Consider the following 14,957-nt stretch of genomic DNA (forward strand, 5'->3'; position numbering starts at 1 on the left):
GCTGATATGCAAGTCATATTTGCATTAAAGCCACATTTGTTATGTGGCTTTAATTATGGGATAGTTCCATTAAAAATGACTATAGTAAAGCACTGTAATGAAGATAAAAAATATAGTTAACTCTGAATTATGGAAGTTTATAAAAGAACACTGGGGCCTGTTAATATCTTTGATTACAGGGGTTTTATTTATAGCTGGGTATATTAGCGCGAGATTTTACTTTTCTTATTGGAATGTCCCCTATACAGAAATTAGTAATTCACTTTCTCCATTTGAGTTTTCATTACAAAAACCTGAAGTTTTATTCTATTCAATAGCTGTTGGAATGATGCTTATCATTCTTAGCGCAGTAACCTTCTCTGACCCAGAAAATGATGATATCAGAAAGTGGCGTACTCATCTTAAAAACCCAGTAACCTACATCGTTGTGTTAGGACCCGTAATGGTTGGCTTCATATGGTTATTTGTTACTCCAAATAATTCAAAGGACCAAATTAAGAACAGAGCATATATTCCGTATGAAGTGATTGCTTCAGATTCAAATGGATCATATAGGTGTGTACATATTTTAGCTAGTATTGCAAGTTACCTAGTTTTGATAGGAGAGGATTTACAGCCTGTTCTTATTAAAGAAAGTAGTGTTCTATCTATTAAAACAATGATGCAGCCTTATCCAGTGGAGGAAATCACTCGTGGTCGTTCTTCCTTCGTTAATAAAAATTATAAAATGGAAAAAAGTATATGGGATAAACATTGGGAAAGGGTTTGTTATAGCGAAATACAATATTCTTTTAAGAATTTTAACTTTAATAAAACTGGTCCAGAGCGATGATTGAGCAAGCGTAGCCTCGAAGGAACTTCGAGGTTTTATTTGGAAGGGAAACTCGATTAAGCTAACGCTAATCGAGGCTACGTAAAGCTGTCATTTGGTTCTGTCTGTAAACTTCTAGTTTGTTAAGTCTGACTTTGCTACGGAATTGTTTAATCTTTATACTGGCTCTAGGCTTTTTAACCATGGAGTCAGTATGTTTCGTCGTTATTTAGTTTTTCCTGCGGTGGTTTCTTCACTGCTGTTTGCGTCAGCTATGACTTTTAGTTCGGTGGCGAGTGCTTCCGAAGCTGAAAAGCCTTCAGTTAAAGACAGTTCGTCTTTGCCGTCATTATTGGAATTAGAACCTTTTGAGGTCGAGTGGGGTGGTCGTCCGCGTGATCCTGCGGTGTCACCTGATGGTATGGTGTGGTTTTGTGGGCAGGCGGGTAATTATATTGCTCGTTTGAATCCTGAGACTGGTGCTATGAAACAGTTTTCGGTTCCCGAGGGTTCGCATCCGCATAATTTAATTGTGGCGAGCGATGGTGGCGTTTGGTACGCGGGTAATCAGAATGCTCATATCGGTCGGTTAGATCCCAAAACAGGCGATATTAAACAATTCCCTATGCCTGAGGCGATCAAAGATCCGCACACGTTGGTTTTTGATGCGGATGAAAATATTTGGTTTACCGCGCAGCATTCAAACGCTATTGGGCATCTTAATACGAATAACGGTAAGGTGCGGTTTGTAACGGCCACAGAAAAAGGCTCACGTCCTTATGGTATTAAGCTCGATTCGGAAGGTACGCCATGGAGTGTTTTGGTTGGAACTAATAAGCTGGCTCGTGTGAATCTTGAGAGTTTCACTATTGAAGAATTCGATATTCCACGCGAAAAAGCACGTCCACGCCGTATTGAAATAACCTCTGATGATAATGTTTGGTACGTAGATTTTAATCATGGTTATTTAGGGCGTTTTAATCCTGAGTCTGAAACGTTTACCGAGTGGCTGTCGCCAAATGGTCATGATAGTCAACCTTATGGTACAGCGCTAGATAGCGACGGGCGTATTTGGATTGGTGAAACTGGATCGTATCCTAATGAAATGTTGGCGTTTGATACCGAGACAGAAGCATTTATCAGCCAAACGACTGTTAAAAGCGGTGGCTCTATTCGTCACATGTTTTATGATGCGGATAAAGACGTTTTCTGGTTTGGTGTGGATAATGGCTTTATTGTTAGAGGCAAAGCAAAATAACACTCAAAGCCTCTAGCTCGTTTGAGGCTTTTTTATTCTGTTTTTTCTTTGAGCCAGTCTTTAAGCTGATACCACCAGTAGCTTAGCTGGGCAGCGGGCGGGCCGAAAACTCCTCCGTTCCATGTCAGTCCCCAAGGTTCAAATTTTTTGTAGTCTTCATTTTCACCAGTAATAGCAGCGGCGACTATTTCACCCGCGGCAGTGGTTGGCGCGACACCATGCCCGCCGAAGCCTGTGTTGTACCAGACGTTCGGGGCAAACTGTCCTATTTGTGCCATTTGGTGTCGAGCATAGCCCATCCAACCTTGCCAGTCGTACTCGACTTTTACACCTTCGAGTTGCGGGAATACTTTTAACATATCGCGTCTTAGGATGTGATTTAGGTCTTTAGGTTTCTTGGTGCTGGCGTGAATACGACCACCCCAGAGTATTCGCGTGTCTTTGAGTGGGCGGTAATAGTCGAAGGCAAACCGTGTATCGTAGACTGCCGCTTGCGTGTTGATGGACTCTTTTAAGCGCTCGCCTAAAGGCTCAGTAGCCATGACATAAGTAGCGATGGGTAGTATGGAACTGGAAACAGGTTTGCAGAAATTACCAATATATCCGCCACCAGCGACTACAATATTTTTTGCTTTGATGACTCCCTTTACCGTTTTAACCAGTTTGGTTGGAGCGCTGTAATCCAGTTCGGTAACTTCACAGTTTTGAAAAATCTTAACGCCTTGTTTCTGTAGCTCTTGCGCAATCCCTAAAGCGTAATTCAGCGGATGGAAGTGCATCGCGTTAGGTTCATATAAAGCGCCGTGGTATTGGTTGCTTTTGAGTTGCTCGCTTAACTCTTCCGGTGGAAGGTAATCCCACTCAATCCCCATCTGATCTCGCATGAAGTTTTGCTTTTCGTGTAGTAGGCTTTGATCTTTAAACCAGTTTGCCCAGAGTGCCCCTTTATCCACTAAATCACAGTTAATCGTATATTGAACGACACGTCTTCGTATTAGGATTACGGCTGCTTGAGTTAGTTGGTAAAGCTCTTTCGCTCGCTCAAGACCAACTTGCTGGGCTAAAGCTCTAACGCCTAGAGAGTAACCACCAAAAACTAAGCCACCGTTTCGACCGGAACACCCAAAGCCGACACCGTGTTTTTCGACGATAGCGATATTTTTATGTCCTCGTTCGACTAGCCCCAAAGCCGTCATTAGACCCGCATAACCGCCACCGATGATGCAGGTTTCTAGATCAAGGTTATCGATAAACTCATCGCTCGAGATGGTTTTGTTTCTTGTCGCCGCGTAATAAGTCTCTGGGTATAGCGTGTCCATATATGCTTATAGTGATTATTTTATGAACATCATTGTGGCTGATTTTTGTGGTAAGGAAAAGTATCTAGTAACTGGTAAGCTTACCGTGGCTTTTTAAAACTTAACATTTGCGACTTGAGATAGTGATGTCGTCTGTTTATGGTGGATGTATTGGTTTTTAAAAGCGCAAGGAGATTTCGATGTCTAGTTTAAATGAGTCGAAAAGTGTTGAGTCGAGAAATGTTGAGTCGAACATTCGCCCTGAGGCTGACGAAGAATTGGTACGGATCGCTGAATATGTGGCGGATTACGTGGTTGATAGTCATGAGGCAATGGAAACAGCGCGATACTGCCTGATGGACACACTAGGCTGTGGTTTTTTGGCCTTGCGCTACCCTGAGTGTACTAAACATTTAGGACCTATTGTTCCAGGGACTACGGTTCCTAATGGTGCGCGAGTGCCAGGCACTCAGTTTGAAATGGATCCAATCAAAGCCGCTTTCGATATTGGCTGTATGGTTCGATGGCTAGACTTTAACGACACTTGGTTAGCGGCCGAGTGGGGGCATCCTTCGGATAACTTGGGTGGTATTCTTGCAATAGCGGATTTTTTAAGCCGACAATCTATCGCCGAAGGCTATGCGCCTTTAACCATGGGGACTGTTTTAGAGGCCATGGTTAAAGCGCATGAAATACAGGGCGTATTAGCGCTCGATAATAGCTTTAACCGAGTTGGCTTGGATCACGTTATCTTAGTTAAGGTGGCGTCTACCGCTGTAGTGACGCAGATGATGGGCGGTAGCCGAGCGGATATTGTTGATGCGGTTTCGCAAGCTTTTGTCGACGGCCAGTCACTAAGAACCTATCGACATTCGCCTAACACTGGATCTCGCAAATCTTGGGCGGCGGGCGACGCAACCTCAAGAGCGGTTCGCCTAGCGATGGTGACCTTAACCGGCGAAATGGGCTATCCCAGTGCGCTGAGTGCTAAAACTTGGGGTTTTTATGATGTGTCGTTTAAGGGCAAACCTTTTAGTTTTCAGCGTGAGCTTGGTTCCTATGTCATGGAGAATATTTTATTTAAGATTTCATATCCAGCTGAGTTCCACGCCCAAACAGCAGTAGAGGCGGCGATAGAATTACACAATGATGTGGTCAATAAGCTAGACGATGTAGAGCGAATAGAACTCACTACCCACGAATCTGCGATTCGAATTATTTCAAAAGAAGGGGAGTTACATAATCCCGCAGATCGAGATCATTGTCTGCAATATATGGTTGCTTGTGGTTTGTTGTTTGGCGAACTTAATGCGGATCACTACGAAGATGATGTGGCGAGCGATCCTCAAATCGATGCTTTGCGCGAGAAGATGACTCTGACAGAAAATAAGCAATGGTCTGAGGACTATCATGATCCGAGCAAGCGAAGTATCGCTAATGCGGTGCAGGTATTTTTTAAAGATGGCTCAAAAACTGACAATGTAGCTGTTGAATATCCTTTGGGCCACCGACGAAGAAGGGACGAGGGGATTCCTGTATTGGTAGAAAAGTTTAAGCGCAATGTTTATTCCCGTTTCCCGAAACGACATGGTGAAGAAATCATTGATTTGTGTCTGGATGAAGAAGCGCTATTAAACACTCCAGTTAATGAGTTCATGAACTTACTGGTTATATAGCAATTAATTCCTATTAAAGGGCTTCGCTAAATATTGATACCGCCTGTGCCATAGTTAGATTAGATAACAGGAGGAATTAAATGAATTTATCAGTTAGCGATATCCAGAAACTGGAGCGCAAATACAGACTGAACTTGACTAACAGTATTACTGGAGTGAAGCCCGCTAATTTAATTGGTACGGTTAATACAGAAGGGCAGAGCAATCTTGCTATTTTTAGCTCAGTTGTCCATCTCGGGAGCGATCCTGCGTTGATTGGTTTTATTACACGACCGACTGACGAAGTACCTCGTCACACTTATGAAAATATTCTGCATACTCGCTACTTTACGATAAACCATGTTCCAGCGAGTCATTTTGAAAATGCTCACTACACCTCGATCAAATTTCCAGAGGATGTTTCCGAGTTTTCGAAATGTGGTTTTACAGAAGAGTACGTGGATGGGTTCAAGGCTCCGTATGTTAAAGAAGCGACCACTAAATTTGGCGTTAAGTTCTATCAGCAACTACCGATTGAACTGAACGATACTCGATTCGTGATTGGTGAAATTCAAACGATTATAGTTCCAGACGATGCCGTTAACGATAAAGGCTATCTAGATTTGGAAAGTCAGAGTAATGTTGGTATTGGTGGCTTAAATCAATACTATCGCTTATCAAAAGAAGGTGAGTTTCCTTACGCGAGGTTAGGCGAAGAACCTAAGTTTGAATAATCACCACTCTATCAATGAACCATCCCACGCATAAAACTTGCCGCTATCGTCCAACGTTACGTTTTCAATCACTGCCATCATTTTTCTGATGGCATACTCAGGCGTAAATAATTTCTCCGCAGGGACGTTGGCTTGAAATGGCTTAGATAAACTGGTGTCAGTGGTTCCGGGATGGATAGCAATGACGGCGCTATGCTTAAAGCGACGTTCTGTCTCAACCGATAGCGTTTTGATGAGCTGATTAAGAGCCGCTTTGCTGGCTCGATAGCTATACCATCCGCCTAAATAATTATCACTAATACTGCCTACGCGAGCCGATAACGAAGCAAATACTCCAGTGGTATTGAGTTGTTTCGCTCCTTTATCCAATAGATGCATTAAGTGCTTTGCTATTAAGGGAGTAATTATTGTGTTGCCGAGAACACTCTTTTCAAAGTTTTCGACATTAAAGTCTTCGATTTTCTTTTCTGGGGCAAGGCCGTCTTGATCGTGTAATACGCCACATGCATTAATAATAAGCTGCACATTGAATTCCCGGCCACCCAGAAATTGTGCAAAGACCTTTAACTCTCTTTCGGTAGTAGGGTTTACCTGCATTAAATGTAGGGCGCCTTGATGCTCACCTTCGATGGTCTCAAAGTTTTGCGATTGACGGGTGCAAGCAAACACATGGTCATATTTTTGCAAGCAGTAAGCTACGAATTCACGACCAATACCGCCACTTGCACCAAATATAATAGCGGTTTTCATACTTCAGTATCCCCCAAATACTGTGAATAGAAAGTGAAAAACTTTAAAATTTGAACAGGCTTACTGAGGATATTAGCCACATTAAGTATGATGGAGTCCAAGCTATAAGGAAAAGGATATGTCTATGCCTGAAAAACGAATGGGTATCACCGAGGTTTTAAAGTCAGTTAAAGACAATGCTGAGGGGGAAGATGTTGAGCTTGGAGAAGTCGTCGAACACCTAGAACATCGTGGGTTTGGACCGATTTTGCTAGCGCCTGCGTTGGTAGCCTTATTTCCGACAGGCGCTATACCAGGGATTCCAAGCGCATGCGGAATTCTCATATTCTTAATAGCTATTCAAATGGCATGGGGTAAAAAACACCCTTGGTTACCAAACAAACTCACATCTATCGGTTTTAGCCAGGATAAGCTTGGCAAGGTTATTGACAAAGTTTGCCCCTATACCAAGAAAGTGGACCGTTGGTTTAAGCCCCGAGTAAAAATACTATCTGAAGGCGTGGTTAAGCGTTTTATAGCTGTTTTATGCGCTTTAGCGGGGCTCGTCATGATTCCCTTAGAGTTAGTTCCTTTCGCCGTCATGCTCCCTGCATTTGCGATTGTTTTAGCGGCGGTCGGACTGAGTACGGAAGACGGTGTGGTAATTACAATAGCAAGCATCATCATGGTCAGCTCGTTTTACCTGCTGTGGGTTAATTACGTGCAGTAGATGTGTGGTACATGCAAACCGTTGGAGTTTAGCGTAACTGACTGTCTTTACTGCCTCTACGATTGTAGCTGCTACTAGCTTGCTTTTCTTTTTCAAATTCTTGTTGGCATTCGATACAGAAGCGGACTCCTTTGACTGCTTTACGACGAGCTTCAGGAATTTTGACGTCACACCACTCACAATGCGTTAATGACTCACCTGAGTTGTTCATCTCGCTTCGAGCTTTTTCTACCGCATCTTTGATGGTGCTTTCGATTTGTTCCTGGACAGCACCTTCTTTTGCCCAACCGGTTGCCATTTAGATACCTATAAGTTTGCTATGAGAGTCTTCTGTGTATCTCTTATATTAGGCTGGATTCCTTAAAATTCAAGGTCTGTAGGGCTTTTGAAGGTTTCTTCTCGCTTTGTCACGGGATCTACGAAAGAAAGGTTTTTCGCTAGTAATTGCAAGGGGTTGTGGAAGTCATCCGGCTGTTTGGGTTGTAAGGTTGGATAAAAGCGATCATTGAGGATCGGGTATCCGATGTGCTGCATGTGCAATCGTAATTGGTGAGTACGACCTGTTATAGGCGATAAGGAGAACAGAGCTTTAGTTTGAGATTGAGCAATACACTCGATAATAGACTCTGCGTACTGACCTATATCTGACTGAGTGGTGTTCTCGAAGAGAAATTTTGGTTGCGAACGTTTTAAGTGGTTCTTTACGTGCCACTTTTTTCCTATTATTGGTTCGCTACTATTGATAGAGGCCAGAGCTTGATAAGTCTTGGCTATTCGGCGTTCTGCAAATAACTGGTGGTATTTATTTCTAGTAGCGGGGTTTGTTGAAAATAGCACTAACCCAGCAGTGTCGCGGTCGAGTCTATGCACTGCTTGTAACTCTTTTATGCCAGTTTTTTCGATAAGCCGTGCTTGTAAGCATTCATTAACGAATTGGCCGCCTGGCATGACAGGCAGAAAGTGTGGTTTGTGCGCAATTAAGAAATGGTCATTTTGAGTAATAATTAATTCCTCAAAAGGAACTGTGGGTTCCTGAGGAACCTCGCGGTAATAGCCTAGTGTAGAATTAGGTTGATATGGCTCATCAATATTTATGACTCCGCCATCACGCCAAAACACTTTCCCTGTTTTTATTCTATTGCGCCACACTTGCTCTGAGATGTGTGGAAACTTCTTAACCAAAAACTCTAATACATTCCTACAGTCAGAATAGGAAGGCAAAGTGACAAAAGAAGGGTGGCTAGCTTTCGACATTGGGGGGGTGTGGTGTGTTAGGGTAATGATTGTAGCAAGAATTATTTTTTTAAACGATAGGATATTAGGATTCCTATTTACTAGTTTTCGGAGTATGATTGTTTTTGATTAACAACTGGACGATATAATTATGAAAAAAATTGCATATTTGTTTGCGGCTTTTGCATTGACTTTGGTTCTTACGGCTTGTGGTGCTCCAACTATTGACGCATCAAGCGAAGCTGCTATGAAAGAGTCGGTAGAAGAGATGACTAAAGATATGACCGAAGCAGAAAAAACTGAATTTGGTATGGCTATCATGTCAGTATCAATGAAAGTTGCCATGGAAAACATGGGTAATCCTGAAAAAGCTGAAGAAGCCGTTCTTGAAGCATTGGATGGTAAGACTGTTGAAGAAATTATTGAGATGAGCAAGTAAGTTAGCAAATTCTTGATTAAAAGCGCCGAAAGGCGCTTTTTTTATGCCTGAAACAAAGAGAGAGGGCTTTCAAATAAAGAAAATTCTAAATTTTTATAAAAAGGGGTTGGAATTGCAAATGAGAAGCCTTATCATTTGCGCCTTACTTCCTGATTGGTAAATCCAATGAAAAAATCAATAATATCATCTGCAATTTTGAGCATCTTAGCTACATCTGTAGCTGTAACATCTGAGGCCGAAGAAGCCATTAAAGATTATGAAACTCTTGTGGTTTCGGCAACGCGTGCACCATTACAGAAAAGTGCTGTCCCAGCAACGGTTACTATCATTGATAGTGAGCAAATCCAACAGCAGCTAGCAGTGAGTAACTCCTTATCTGAAATTTTGGGGAACTTACTTCCTTCATACAGCCCATCGCGCCAAAAGCTTACCAGTTCAGGGGAGAGCTTTCGTGGACGTACTCCGCTCTATCTAATCGACGGGGTTCCGCAGTCGAATCCTTTACGTAATGGCTCGCGTTCAGGCTATACGATTGATCCTATGCTGATTGAGCGTGTGGAAGTCATTCATGGTGCGAGTGCCATTCAAGGAATGGGCGCCAGCGGCGGTATCATCAATATCATTACAAAGTCTGCTACAGAAGGGACTCAACACCAAGTAACGGCAGGTGTTTCGGCGCCAACTAGCCAAAGTTCAGAAGGTTTATCTTATGACGCTGGGTATTTGATTTCACACGGAGAAGGCCAGTGGCAATTTATTGGTGGTCTACACTTACGCGAAACAGGAATGTATGTTGATGGCAATGGTCAGTTAATCGGTGTCGATACCACTCAGGGCGACACTATGGACTCAAGCAGCTATGACTTCTTTGGTAAGGCTGTTTACCAATTTGATCAAGAACGCCAGCTTAAGCTCATGCTTAACCACCTCGATATCGCTTCGAATGGCGACTATATTTCTGTCGGCGGTGATCGCGAAAATGGTATTCCTACCATTTCAACACCTGGTGAATTAGAGCTCGATCCAGCTGAGAATGAAGTGACCACTGTTAGCTTAAACTACAGTGACGCTGACTGGCTTGGTGCCGATTTAAACTGGCAGCTATTCTCACAAAGTTTTTCTGCGCTCTATGGTGGCGGTAACTTTGCGACCTTCCAAGATCCGACTTACGGTAGCGACCTTTACGATCAGTCGCGTAACGATTCGAATAAACTGGGCTCACGTATTACTTTGAACTGGCTAAAGGTCGGTGACTCCAACATTGATATTACTACCGGTTTAGACTTTTTGCGTGACCGCACTTTCCAAGAACTGGCTCAAACAAAACGTAAGTGGGTTCCTGAAACTGAATTTGAAAACTGGGCACCATTTGTACAAGCGCGCCTCAACACTGGCGATTGGAGTTTCAATGCAGGCCTACGTTATGAATACGGCAAGTTGAAGGTTGATGATTTCACAACCTTGGCTTCTTATGGTGGGCATTTTGTAGAAGGTGGCGATCCTTCGTTTAATGAATTATTGACCAATTTAGGCGTGGTTTATGAGTTTACAGAGAATTGGCGTGGATTTGTAAGTATCTCTGAAGGCTTTAGCATGGCTGACGTTGGCCGTGTTATGCGCGGAATCAGCGAGCCGAATCAGTCTGTAAATACATTCTTAAACCTTGAGCCTGTGTTGACTGACAACAATGAAGTTGGCGTTGAGTACTATGGCGATAATCTGACTTTCGCCGCAAGTTACTTTGAGTCGAACTCAGACTTGGGTGCTCGTTTATCGCCAAACTCTGATGGCATCTTTGAAGTTAACCGCGAAAAAACTGAAATCCAAGGTTTTGAAGTGACTACTGAGTATGCGTTATCAAACGATACTTTATTGGGTGTTATGTATGCCGACAACGATGGTGAGTTTGATAGCGATGAAGACGGTCAAGTAGATACCAAGTTAGGCGGGCGTAATATTTCGCCTCGTAGAGCAAACTTATATTGGACACAACATTGGAGCTCTGATGTTGATAGCCGATTGCAGTGGAACCACTTCTTCGACCGCCACATCTACACAGGTGCTGACTCGGTTAATAACTTTGATGGTTACTCTACACTCGATTTCACAGTGAATTTAATGACCCAAAACGCAGGTAACTTCACATTAGGTATCGAAAACCTGCTCGACGAGTCGTACTTCACTTACTACGCGCAAACTGCTGCTCATGATACACGAAACTTCATGGGGCGTGGGCGTACGGTACGTCTAAACTGGCAATACGCCTGGTAGGCTTTTAGGCCTTATTAGGTATGACAGTGAAGAAAATTTCGACCAAGATCCACAAATGGCTGGGCATTGCGCTCAGCCTTTGGCTTTTTTTGGTGACGTTAACAGGCACCATACTCCTTTATAAAAACGATCTTCTCAAAATACAGTATCCGCAGTTAAAGCAGCAGGTAAAAGCTAATCAGCATCAGGCCCTTCGAGTGCTGCAATCTGGCGCTTTGTCAGAGCAGGAGCGCTATGCTTTTGTACCGACGGATTTGCATCCTTGGATTGAGTCAATAGACGATAATAGAGGTCGGCTGTATTACTCCCCAGAAGGCGAATTACTGCTGCACCGGCCGAGGTATGGCGACTGGCTCAGTTGGTTTGTAGAGTTTCATCACCATCTTTTGCTAGATGGCTTTGGCGAAGAGCTACAGGGTATCCTTGGACTTTTGGCGCTGATTGTGATGATTACTGGGCTAATTAAGTGGTGGCCTAAAGGTCGTTTTAAGAAACGTGACATTGCCATCACCTTATCTCGCCCGACTAAAAAGAAATGGGGGCAAACCCTTTGGCAATCGCATCGGAGCTTAAGTGTGGTCTTGTTTGTACCTATGCTGCTGTTAGTGCTTACAGGTATTGGAATGATATATAGCACTAGCTTTAATACTGGGCTGAATTTCTTATTCCCGCAAAAGCCTGAGGAGATTGTTGATTATCAAGGCTTGCTTGAAGAGCAGCATAAGAGGGCGGAACAGTTGCCGACTGATTGGTTTACTCGTGTTAAAGAAATGCAACGACTATTACCTGACGCTCAAACCATTATGCTGTACCTCGATAGGGACAGTCTGCGCTTAAAACAGCCCGAAGAGTGGCACCCAAACGGTCGAAGCTTTATCAAATTTGTTCCTGGCACCAGCAAAATTTCAGAGGTAGTCGATTATCGAAACCAAACTGTAGGCACTAAGTTATCCCACAAGATTTACCCGCTTCATATAGGTGAAGTTGGCGGTTGGGCTTATTTTTCACTTGTGGTTATAAGTGGAATATCCCTAATTTGGATCTGTATTAGTGGTATTTGGTTTTGGGTTTGGTGCAGAAATAAAAAGAAACGTGGAAAGGCCAAGAGAAAATAGTATCAATTTGTATCAACTCTTACGTTATAAACTAATCCGAAACAATGCAAAAATAATATTTATTTAGGGTATCAATGCAGGAATGAATTAGAAAGTTTGAACCGTTAGACATATTTTGAAAAAAGTCACTTTTTCACAAGAAAATATTAATGGTTGCAGTATCATTGGCGACGTAAAGCGACAGTGTTCAGTTAGGATGAAACTATGGAAGACACAATAATTAAAGAAGTAGCATCAGCTTGTGATATTACGTTAGTTGAAATGTTAGCAACGAAAATTTGGCAGGAGCATTACCCTCAAATTATTGGTAGAGAGCAGGTGGACTATATGCTCGCTAAATATCAATCGACCCCAGCAATAAAACGACAAATTAAAGATGGTGCAAGCTATTATCTACTTTTTGATAATAATCACCCAGTGGGTTACTTTAGTTACCACTTTGAAAAAGATGCATTATTTTTAAGCAAAATCTATGTTATCAAAGAAGTTCGTGGTAATGGTGTTGGCGCTAAAGCGATGGAAACTATCGCATCAAAAGCGTTAGAGCAATCTGTCGACAAGATACGTTTAGCCGTAAACAAGTTCAATTCTGAAACACTTGAAGTTTATAAAAGGCTAGGTTTCAAGACGGTTGATAGTGTTGAAAAGGACATTGGAGCTGGCTTCATTATGGATGATTATATAATGGAAAAGCCTCTAACAGGCTCTGTTGCTCTTGGTGACAATGATAGTCTAGAGCAACCAGGAAGCGAAAGGGTTTTAACCCCAGCCGCTACTCGCCAAGGGCAAGTGGCCTAAATGCAAAAGTAAGCAAAAAAGCGGTTTATTTAAACCGCTTTTTTGCTGGGTGAAACTTGGCTAACTTTAATAGCCCGCGGCTTGTCCATCTTTGCGTGATTCAGAGGCGCCTCGATAAACACCTTCTTCGTGATCGCGTAAAATAGCCTGATAGCCGCCGAATCCGCCATTACCGAATCTAACCTCGTGTCCTTTCTGCTGTAACTCCCTCAACACTTTGGTTGATACACCAGACTCGATTTCAACATAACCACCATCGGTTAAATACTTCGCTTGGCTTTCGGTTGGCTCGGTCGAGCCCATGTGCTGCCAGCGTGTAGCGTCGCCCGCTTCTTGTAAATTCATACCGTAATCAATCATGTTGACAAGAATTTGTACGTGGCCTTGAGGTTGCATAGCCCCGCCCATGACTCCGTAGCTCATATAAGGCTTACCATCTTTAGTAACGAATGCCGGTATAATTGTATGGAAAGGGCGTTTTCCTGGCTCGTAAACATTGGCGTGAGTTTTATCCATCGAAAAGAGCTGACCTCTATCCTGGAAAACAAAGCCCAATCCAGGAACCACAACGCCAGAACCCATACCCCGATAGTTGCTTTGAATTAAAGAGACCATATTGCCGTCTTTGTCAGCTGTGGTTAAATAAATGGTATCGCCTTCGGTCAGATTAGGGTTACCGGCCTGTACCGTTTTTGCAGCACGTTCGCCGATTAACTCAGCGCGCTCTTTGCCATATTCTTCTGAAATCAGCTGTTCTATTGGCTGTTTCGAAAAGTCCATATCAGCATAAAACTTAGCACGATCTTCAAAAGCCAGTTTTTTCGCTTCGACCATAGTGTGTAAGCTCTCAGTCGAGTTATAACCCATCTCAGCTAAGTCAAAGTTTTTTAATATTTGTAGCATTTGTAGTGCTGCGATGCCTTGGCCGTTCGGTGGTAATTCCCACAAAGTATGGCCTTTGTATTTAACACCCAAAGGCTCAACCCAGTTTGAACGGTGTTCGGCTAAGTCTTCATAACGTAGGTAGCCGCCATTGGCCTTCATAAATTCATCAATTTTCTTGGCGATTTCACCTTGATAGAAAGCGTAACGACCATTTTTCGCGAGAAGTTTGTAGGTGTTGGCGAGCTCTGGGTTCTTGAACATCTGTCCTTCGCGAGGCGCTTTACCATCAATAGTGAAGGTTTCTTTAAAGCTACCAGGCTGCGGGCTTAATCGAGGGACGCTTCTATCCCAATAGTAGGCAATCAATTCAGAAACCGGAAAGCCATTCTCAGCATAATCGATCGCCGGCTGTAGGATTTTGTCCATTGGCATTTTGCCGAATTTACGGTGCAGCTCAAACCAGCCATCAACCGCACCGGGTACGGAAATTGGTAGCATTCCATAAGGTGGCAAATCCTCGCGCCCCAAGGCTTTCAGTTCTTGCTCCAGCTTTTCATAGGTTAGAGCTTTCGGCGAGCGCCCAGAAGCATTCAAACCATAAAGTCGCTGTGTCTTTTCGTGCCATAAAATCGCGTATAAATCGCCGCCGATGCCACTGCCGGTAGGTTCCATCAAACCTAAAGCCGCATTCGCCGCAATCGCCGCATCTATGGCGTTACCACCATTTTTCATAACGTCTAAGGCGATTTGCGTAGCTAATGGTTGGCTGGTGGCTGCCATAGCGTTTGGCGCTATAACTTCCGAACGAGTTGCGTGCATCTCGCCAGTGACGCGATCAGCAGCCTCTGTGGCAGTTCCGAACAGTAGCGTACTGAGCAGCGCATATTTAATAGATTTTAATATCATTGATTTCCCCAGATGGTTTTATATGGGTTGATAATAAACGCTGTGACAGACAAGTAAAAGCTTTGTAAGAATGTAATATGCTAACCATTGCTGAT

Annotated in this window: 14 protein-coding genes; 9 read left to right on the top strand and 5 right to left on the bottom strand. The window is 43.2% G+C overall.

Annotation, left to right across the window (positions count from 1 at the left end; all coding sequences use genetic code 11):
* Positions 1–97 precede the first annotated feature (97 nt).
* Positions 98–832 (top strand): hypothetical protein, encoded by a 735-nt coding sequence (locus DL796_RS09270; protein ID WP_110201438.1) that lies wholly within the window; start codon positions 98–100, stop codon positions 830–832.
* Between the two features lie 193 nt (positions 833–1,025).
* A complete protein-coding gene (locus tag DL796_RS09275) occupies positions 1,026–2,069 on the top strand; it encodes a Vgb family protein (RefSeq protein WP_110201439.1) in 1,044 nt (347 codons plus the stop codon).
* A gap of 32 nt (positions 2,070–2,101) precedes the next feature.
* Here DL796_RS09275 and DL796_RS09280 read toward each other — a convergent pair whose 3' ends face one another.
* On the bottom strand, positions 2,102–3,388 hold the full coding sequence (locus DL796_RS09280) for an NAD(P)/FAD-dependent oxidoreductase (RefSeq protein ID WP_110201440.1): 1,287 nt from the start codon (positions 3,386–3,388) through the stop codon (positions 2,102–2,104).
* 179 nt (positions 3,389–3,567) lie between these two features.
* Here DL796_RS09280 and DL796_RS09285 point away from each other — a divergent pair, with 179 nt between their 5' ends.
* Both DL796_RS09285 and DL796_RS09290 read left to right on the top strand, forming a co-directional pair.
* Positions 3,568–5,043 (top strand): bifunctional 2-methylcitrate dehydratase/aconitate hydratase, encoded by a 1,476-nt coding sequence (locus DL796_RS09285; RefSeq protein ID WP_110201441.1) that lies wholly within the window; start codon positions 3,568–3,570, stop codon positions 5,041–5,043.
* A gap of 80 nt (positions 5,044–5,123) precedes the next feature.
* A complete protein-coding gene (locus DL796_RS09290) occupies positions 5,124–5,756 on the top strand; it encodes a flavin reductase family protein (RefSeq protein WP_110201442.1) in 633 nt (210 codons plus the stop codon).
* On the opposite strand, the gene DL796_RS09295 is transcribed toward DL796_RS09290, so the two are convergent.
* Positions 5,757–6,506, bottom strand: coding sequence for an SDR family NAD(P)-dependent oxidoreductase (locus DL796_RS09295; protein WP_110201443.1), 750 nt, complete (start codon positions 6,504–6,506; stop codon positions 5,757–5,759).
* A 124-nt stretch (positions 6,507–6,630) separates the two neighbouring features.
* On the opposite strand from DL796_RS09295, the gene DL796_RS09300 reads away from it, so the two are divergent.
* Positions 6,631–7,215, top strand: coding sequence for an exopolysaccharide biosynthesis protein (locus tag DL796_RS09300; RefSeq protein ID WP_170114243.1), 585 nt, complete (start codon positions 6,631–6,633; stop codon positions 7,213–7,215).
* A 28-nt stretch (positions 7,216–7,243) separates the two neighbouring features.
* Here DL796_RS09300 and DL796_RS09305 read toward each other — a convergent pair whose 3' ends face one another.
* Both DL796_RS09305 and DL796_RS09310 read right to left on the bottom strand, forming a co-directional pair.
* A complete protein-coding gene (locus DL796_RS09305; RefSeq protein ID WP_110201445.1) occupies positions 7,244–7,513 on the bottom strand; it encodes a DksA/TraR family C4-type zinc finger protein in 270 nt (89 codons plus the stop codon).
* 62 nt (positions 7,514–7,575) lie between these two features.
* Positions 7,576–8,469: a pseudouridine synthase gene (locus tag DL796_RS09310; protein ID WP_110201446.1), complete on the bottom strand. Its 894-nt coding sequence runs from the start codon at positions 8,467–8,469 to the stop codon at positions 7,576–7,578.
* Positions 8,470–8,599: 130 nt separating this feature from the next.
* On the opposite strand from DL796_RS09310, the gene DL796_RS09315 reads away from it, so the two are divergent.
* The 4 genes from DL796_RS09315 (at position 8,600) to DL796_RS09330 (ending at position 13,071) form a co-directional block, all read left to right on the top strand.
* Positions 8,600–8,887 (top strand): DUF6694 family lipoprotein, encoded by a 288-nt coding sequence (locus DL796_RS09315; RefSeq protein ID WP_110201447.1) that lies wholly within the window; start codon positions 8,600–8,602, stop codon positions 8,885–8,887.
* Between the two features lie 165 nt (positions 8,888–9,052).
* Positions 9,053–11,158 carry a TonB-dependent receptor gene (locus DL796_RS09320; protein WP_110201448.1) on the top strand — a complete coding sequence of 702 codons (2,106 nt, stop codon included), beginning with the start codon at positions 9,053–9,055 and terminating at the stop codon, positions 11,156–11,158.
* Between the two features lie 20 nt (positions 11,159–11,178).
* Positions 11,179–12,273, top strand: a complete 1,095-nt coding sequence (locus DL796_RS09325; RefSeq protein WP_110201449.1) for a PepSY-associated TM helix domain-containing protein — start codon at positions 11,179–11,181, stop codon at positions 12,271–12,273.
* 204 nt (positions 12,274–12,477) lie between these two features.
* Positions 12,478–13,071: a GNAT family N-acetyltransferase gene (locus DL796_RS09330; RefSeq protein ID WP_227593048.1), complete on the top strand. Its 594-nt coding sequence runs from the start codon at positions 12,478–12,480 to the stop codon at positions 13,069–13,071.
* Positions 13,072–13,137: 66 nt separating this feature from the next.
* Here DL796_RS09330 and ggt read toward each other — a convergent pair whose 3' ends face one another.
* The gene (gene ggt / locus DL796_RS09335) at positions 13,138–14,862 is read right to left on the bottom strand and encodes a gamma-glutamyltransferase (protein WP_110201450.1); all 1,725 of its coding nucleotides are present in this window, start codon (positions 14,860–14,862) and stop codon (positions 13,138–13,140) included.
* Positions 14,863–14,957 lie beyond the last annotated feature (95 nt).

It is taken from the genome of Kangiella spongicola, from assembly GCF_003194565.2.
Classification (GTDB): domain Bacteria; phylum Pseudomonadota; class Gammaproteobacteria; order Enterobacterales; family Kangiellaceae; genus Kangiella; species Kangiella spongicola.